This window comes from Paenibacillus sp. 01L418 (assembly GCF_056400045.1).
The window spans coordinates 20,771-27,805 of the sequence record NZ_JBFTSN010000051.1; the positions used below are offsets into that span (position 1 = coordinate 20,771).

General features: G+C 46.3%; 5 protein-coding genes. 4 read left to right on the top strand and 1 reads right to left on the bottom strand.

Translation table 11 applies throughout. From position 1 onward, the window contains the following. Positions 1-44 precede the first annotated feature (44 nt). Positions 45-1,199, bottom strand: a complete 1,155-nt coding sequence (locus AC1DSE_RS09930) for a conserved virulence factor C family protein (RefSeq protein WP_477512372.1) — start codon at positions 1,197-1,199, stop codon at positions 45-47. 267 nt (positions 1,200-1,466) lie between these two features. On the opposite strand from AC1DSE_RS09930, the gene AC1DSE_RS09935 reads away from it, so the two are divergent. The 4 genes from AC1DSE_RS09935 to AC1DSE_RS09950 all read left to right on the top strand — a co-directional run. After that, positions 1,467-2,594, top strand: a complete 1,128-nt coding sequence (locus AC1DSE_RS09935) for an MBL fold metallo-hydrolase (protein ID WP_477527637.1) — start codon at positions 1,467-1,469, stop codon at positions 2,592-2,594. 169 nt (positions 2,595-2,763) lie between these two features. Then, positions 2,764-3,831 (top strand): Gfo/Idh/MocA family protein, encoded by a 1,068-nt coding sequence (locus AC1DSE_RS09940; RefSeq protein ID WP_441908444.1) that lies wholly within the window; start codon positions 2,764-2,766, stop codon positions 3,829-3,831. Between the two features lie 248 nt (positions 3,832-4,079). Next, positions 4,080-5,699, top strand: a complete 1,620-nt coding sequence (locus AC1DSE_RS09945) for an ABC-F family ATP-binding cassette domain-containing protein (RefSeq protein ID WP_477512371.1) — start codon at positions 4,080-4,082, stop codon at positions 5,697-5,699. Positions 5,700-6,089: 390 nt separating this feature from the next. After that, a partial coding sequence (locus AC1DSE_RS09950) for a LacI family DNA-binding transcriptional regulator (protein ID WP_477527638.1) occupies positions 6,090-7,035 on the top strand: 946 nt, incomplete at its 3' end.

Here is a 7,035-nt window from a genome sequence, read left to right on the forward strand (position 1 = left end):
AGGGGGTGCATTTCTGCACCCCCTTTCCTATTGGAGTAAATCAATTATTGCTCATTTTTTCTCGCCGCGGTCATTTGCTGCCATACAGAGCCGGCTGCTTCTTCACCGCGTTCAATCCGTTCAAGCGCCATTTTGGCTTGAAGCTGAATTTCAAATTCATTATCGTTAGCAGCTTCACGCAGCGCATCGATCGCAGATTCATCTCCTGCTTCATAGAGGAAGCGTGCCGCGCGCCAGCGGACAAGCTTGTTTTTGTCACGGAGCGATTCAATCATCGGTCCAACCGCAGCGGGATCACCAAGATCAGACAGCGTGTCGCCAGCCGTCCTTCTAACGGAAGTTGAGGAATCACGCAGCGCCATAAACAAATACGGCAGCGCTTCAGGCGCTCGCAGATCGCCAAGATAGATAACGGCAAGACGACGAATGGATGTGTTCTCATCCTTTATCGCTTGTGCAAGCAGAGGCAAACCTTCTATAGCGGAAACGTATCGCTCCAATGCTGCGTAACGAACCTGCCAATCCGGTGAGGCGAACTGCTCTTGCGCTTGTTCAAAAGTTAGCGGAGCTGGCCTTACGACAGCTGGAGCTTCTCCTTCAGCACCAGCATTCCCTTGCTCAATAGCTGCTTGCACAAGAGTGTCCAATCTCTCACTCGAATAGGAAGCTTCCAGCTCGCGTACAATTTCAGCTGCAATTTCCTCGGGCTCTCCGTAGCGAACGCCAAACTCCTCCAGCTTGCGCTCGCGAATCATGCCAGAGCCAGCGGCAAGGTTAACCGCCTCGCCAAACTGTGGCGGGAGCGCTGAACGTGCCTCAATGTCTCCCATTCTTACGCGCACCTGCATCGGAATGCCGCGATACATTTGAACGAGCACCTGTGCTTCGCCAAAGCTTGTTGAAGGTCCTTTCCCGCTGTTCTCGCCGTTGTCGCCATCAGCAACCTTCTGCAGCAATTGTCCTGCTTCAGCGAGTATAGCTGCCCAATCTGCTCCAGGCTTGCGGTCAAGCGCAATAAAGTCAGCTGTACGGAATAAGCTTTTCACTCCGTTTATTTGCAAAAGCTGCTGAAGCAGCTCAGGAGCGTCGCTTGCTTCATTCGCTTTGTAGGTGAGTCTGCGTCCGCGAGGGAGCATCTCATCGACGTTCAGCTTCATGGAATTGGGACTCGGCGTTGGTTCTATTGAAATTAGTTTCATAAGGAAACCTCCTGGGCTAATTGATATTTAGACGCTCATCTGCTTCATTTATGTAACAAATGCTGCGTCGAAAGCGTAATCTTATGTGTAAATGCTTTATAACCAAGTGTAACTGATTTTATGTTAGGATGCGAACGATGAAACGAGAGATTGTCTCTAATTCACATTTCTGGATAGACTGTCATACGAGTGCGTGGATGATTTCGCATAAATAACATATTTGCATTGAGTACCGCTGGCTTGGTATCTTAATAAAACAAGAAATGAATGCGAAGGAGGGATGGACGGTTGAAGTTAAAACGATTTGCTAATATAGATCCTATCGAGCAGCACACTTCAATGAAGCAGTTCAAAAGATGGCGTCAGGAACGCATTCGCAAGCTGAGAATGAAAGATTATTCATTCACCGTTCCGAATGTTGAACCTGACATCGCATACTTGGAGAATAACCGAAAATGGCCTTCTATTACTTGGGTAGGGCATTCCACTTTTTTTATTCAGTTCGGCGGATTGAACATTATTACAGACCCTGTGTGGTCGACTCAAATGGCATTTCAAAAAAGACTTTCAGCGCCGGGTATCAAGGTAGAGGACGTTCCGCCTATTGATATCGTGCTAATATCGCATTCTCATTATGATCATTTAAATATAAATTCGCTGCGCAGGCTGGTTGGCGCTAGACAATTGCTTGTGCCTGCAGGACTAGGTGCCAAGCTTCGCAAGAAGGGCTTTCTTAGAATTAAGGAGCTGCACTGGTGGGAATCCGTTATGTATAACGGCGTAAAATTCACTTTTGTGCCTTCACAGCATTCGACTCGCCGCAATCCATGGGATACGAATAGCTCGCATTGGGGAGGCTTTGTCATTGAGCGTCCAGCATCACGCAGCGAGAAGCTTGTAAGTCATGTTCGTGATACTTTTGAGGCCGGTGACGGAATGGAATCAGCTGCAGAGTCGCGAGCGCAAATCGCAAGCGCGTCCGAGCCGGCAGCTGCTCGGAGTTGTCCGTTTTTTAGTGGTACAGCTTCCGTCGAGCGGCCAGTCATATCTGATTTTCCGACTATTTATTTCGCGGGGGACAGCGGTTATTTTCAAGGCTTCAAGGAGATCGGCCGCCGCTTCCCGGTTGATGTAGCGTTATTGCCGATTGGAGCTTATGAGCCGGAATGGTTCATGGCGCCGCAGCATATTACGCCGGAGCAAGCGCTCCAAGCCTTCGATGATTTGGATGCCAAGTGGTTTATTCCCATGCACTATGGTGCGTTTAAGCTTGCGGATGATACGCCTCGTGAAGCGCTTGATCGCTTGGAGGCTGAACGCAGAAAACGATGTATTTCTGACGAGCGAATTCTAGTTCTGCCGCATGGCGAGACTTGGCGTATGTCCGGGAAATAACAAACGAGGACAAAGGTTTGCCAAATTCGAGCAATGACGACGGTAAGAGAACCCGTTATACTTGCTAAGTATAAGTATGCATAGTGGAATAATTTTAGGGGGCTTAGGTTTGCATGCGCAAATCTAAGCTTATCTTACGAAGCAAGGTACCTATAAGGAGGAGCAAGGAATGATTCATGCAAACATTCGTCTAGGCGTTATCGGTGCAGGTGCAATCGGTAGTATACATATGCAGACATTCAATAAAGTCGAAGGTATCGATGTTGTTGCTGTAACGGACGCTTACCTTCCGCTTGCTGAGCAGCGTGCTGCTGAGTACGGTATTGAAACGGTACATCCAAGCCCGCAATCGCTGCTTGAAGACTCATCGATCGATGCAGTTGTTATTGGTGTGCCTAACCAATTTCATGCCGAGCTTGCTATTGAAGCACTGAAGCAAGGCAAGCATGTTCTACTGGAGAAACCGATGGCCATTGATTCCGAAGCAGCGCGGCTAATCGTAGAGGAAGCTGAGAAATCAGGTAAAATACTAATGATGTCGCATCAAATGCGCTGGACTGGACTAAGCCGCGCACTTAAGCAGCGAATTGATAACGGCGATGTAGGCCACATCTATAACGCAAAGGCAGGCTGGTTCCGCAAAAAGGGCATTCCCGGCTGGGGCTCATGGTTCACTCGCAAAGACCAAGCAGGCGGCGGCCCGCTAATTGACATCGGAGTTCATATGCTCGATCTTTCGCTTTATCTCATGGGCAATCCGAAGCCTGTTTCCGTATACGGATCGACTTATGCAGAATTTGGTCCTAACCGTCTTGGTACAGGAACATGGGGTACGCCAAATTGGGACGGGTACTATGACGTTGAGGACCTTGCCTCGGCGCTTATTAAACTTGATAATGGAGCAACCTTGTCGCTTGAGGTTAGCTGGGCTGCACATTCAGCCTTCCTGCCGGAAGATCCATTTATTCATTTGATGGGAACAGAGGGCGGCGTAGCGATCATTGGCAATAACGGCAAGTATGTTACGCATGAGAACAATGAAGTCGTTGAAAGCGACATCACTCCGCTAGAGGGCGAAGAGGATCGGATTCTAATGAGCCGTCATTTTGTCGATTGCATTCGCGAAGGCAGGCAGCCGATTACGTCTGCACTTTCAGGTTATACAAATAACCGTATTCTTGACGCAATATATGAATCATCCCGCACGGGCAATGAAGTTAAGCTGAAGTGGGATTAATCTTTTAAAAAAAGACATCACTGCTTCATAGTGTATTGCTAAAAACCTTCCCTAATGCGACAACTGTATCAAAGTCGCATGGAGGAAGGTTTTTTTATCGTGAGATCTATGAATTAAAAGTAATCCTCGTTGCTGGATTGTCTATCCAAATGCTAAGGCAAAGGCAAAAGAAGGTTCGGTTTCCTTGCATACTGTGGTATAATAGATCAAGATAAAGTGATTTTGTAGTGAAGGACGGGATTAAACGAATGATTAGTACAAGTGGCATAACGCTCCGTTACGGGAAGCGGGCGCTTTTTGAAGATGTTAGCATTAAGTTCACGCCAGGCAACTGCTATGGCTTGATCGGCGCTAACGGCGCGGGCAAATCGACCTTTTTGAAAATATTATCCGGTGAAGTTGAGCAATCGCACGGAGAAGTGCATATAACGCCGGGTGAACGGCTAGCCGTTCTAAAGCAGAACCATTATGAATACGACGAGTCCGTTGTACTTGAGACGGTAATGATGGGTCACAAGCGTCTTTATGAAGTAATGAAGGAGAAGGACGCTTTGTATGCAAAAGCAGACTTCACTGATGAAGACGGCATGCGTGCAGGTGAGCTTGAAGCTGACTTCGCAGACATGAACGGCTGGGAAGCTGAGTCTGAAGCAGCAGAGATGCTAAATGGACTTGGTATTACTCCTGACCTGCATGATAAGAAAATGGCTGAGCTAAGCGGCAATGAGAAAGTCCGCGTATTGCTGGCTCAAGCATTGTTTGGCACACCGAACATTCTATTGCTCGATGAGCCTACCAACCACTTGGACATTGAGTCCATTCGCTGGTTGGAAGATTTCCTTGCCGATTACCAAGGAACTGTTGTCGTAGTCAGCCATGATAGGCACTTCCTGAATACGGTATGTACACATATTGCGGATATCGACTTTGGCAAAATCCAAATGTATGTCGGCAACTATGACTTCTGGTACGAATCCAGCCAACTTGCTTTGCAGTTGATGCGCGGTGAGAACAAGAAGAAGGAAGACAAGATCAAGGAATTGCAGGCGTTTATTCAACGCTTTAGTGCGAACAAATCGAAAGCGAAACAAGCAACTTCGAGACAGAAGCTTCTTGAGAAAATTTCGCTTGATGATATTCGTCCATCTAACCGTAAATATCCGTTTATCCTCTTCAAAGGTGAGCGTGAAGCGGGCAAGCAGCTCCTGCTTGTTGATGGCTTGACCAAAACGATCGACGGCGAGAAAGTGATCGACAATCTGACGATCGCTCTTAATAAAGGCGATAAAGTTGCATTTGTTGGACCGAACAGCTTGCCTAAGACTTTGCTTTTCCAATTGCTTGTTGGTGAAGTTGAAGCGGATGCTGGCAGCTACTCATGGGGTGTAACAACATCGCAGGCTTATTTCCCGAAAGACAACTCACCATATTTTGATGGTGTTGATTTGAACCTTGTGGAATGGCTTCGTCAATATTCAAAAGATCCGGATGAAACCTTTATTCGCGGATTCCTTGGCCGTATGCTCTTCTCGGGCGATGATGCAATGAAGAAAGCAAGCGTGTTGTCCGGAGGCGAGAAAGTTCGCTGCATGCTCTCCAAGATGATGCTTGAGGGCGCGAACGTATTTATTTTGGATGAGCCAACGAATCACTTGGATCTTGAATCCATTACGGCTCTGAATAATGGTTTGACAGATACGGATTGTACGGTTTTGTTCACTTCGCATGACCATCAGTTCGTACAAACGATCGCTAACCGCATCGTTGAAATTACGCCGAACGGTGTAATCGACCGGATGATGACTTATGACGAGTACCTTGAAAGTGCTGAGGTTAAAGCGCTTCGTGAACGTATGTACGCTGTTTAATTACTATAGAGCGTCAATCAGTGAGGATAGTCTCGCTGATTGACGCTTTTTTTGTCTAGATAAGGTTATGAAATTTAGTTTAAATGTCTAGCCACTTGCTTAAGATAACCAGCATGAAGCTTTACATTAATGACTATTTTAAAAGATACCGTTAAGCTCGAAAGCAGCCGTCTTATCTAAAGTTATGCAACAATTGGCATAAATAAAATGGACAAACATGCAAAATTTTAGGTTGATTTATGCGCAAAAGGGAGTTATACTACGTTTGAAAAGGTTTTCAGAAAAGCTTTTCAGTAAGCACTTTCATAAATGTGAAACATGACTCATTATAATAAAATTCAAACTAGCGCATGTTACATCATTCTTACTCATCAAGAAAGGCGTGCCATTATGAAATCGACTATACGCGATGTAGCAAAATACGCTAACGTGTCCATAAGCACCGTATCCCGGGTCATGAATGCGCCGGAAACTGTAGTGGAAGAGAAACGTATCAAGGTGCTGGAAGCTATTGAGGCGCTTCAATACCAGCCGAATGGATTTGCCAGAGGTTTGATTTACAAAAAATCAGACACGCTTGGCGTTATGATTCCGGATATAGAAAATCCGTATTATGCCGGCTTAATACGCGGAATGCAGGATGCGGCTGTTATGCTGAACCATAGTCTGATGATCTGTAATACAGACCGCGACAAGCAGCGGACGATCGCCTATGTGCAAAGCTTTTTTGAGAAGCAGGTAGATGGCATCATATTTACGAGTGATTCTTTGCATGAAGAATATTACGAGGAGATGCAGCGCTATCGTCTGCCATTCGTTCTAGCTTCTACCAATGCTCCGGAGTATGATATTCCTTCCGTTGATATTGATGATGAGCAGGGTGCGTATGATGCGGTCAAACATTTAATTGAAGCAGGACATCGCCGCATAGGTATGATTGGTTTTCCTTTAGGAATCACAATCTCCGGTGAGCCGCGATATACGGGCTTTAAGAAGGCGCTTCAGGAATATAACCTCTCAGAGAACGAGAATTGCATTGAATTTGCTATACATCGATTTGAGCATGCTTATGATGCAGCTGAACGACTGTTCACTCGTTGTCCCGAATTAACGGCCGTTTTTGCAGCTTCGGATGAATTCGCGATGGGTGCGATTTCATATTTGCGCGACAATGGCAAATCCGTACCTGAGCAAATGTCTGTCGTAGGTTTTGACAATATCCGAATGGCTAATATGTTTATACCTAAGCTAACGACGATAGACCAGCCAACCTATGATATTGGGTATCGATCCGTTGAGAAGCTGCATGAGCTGATTACAACGGGGAAAGTTGAAG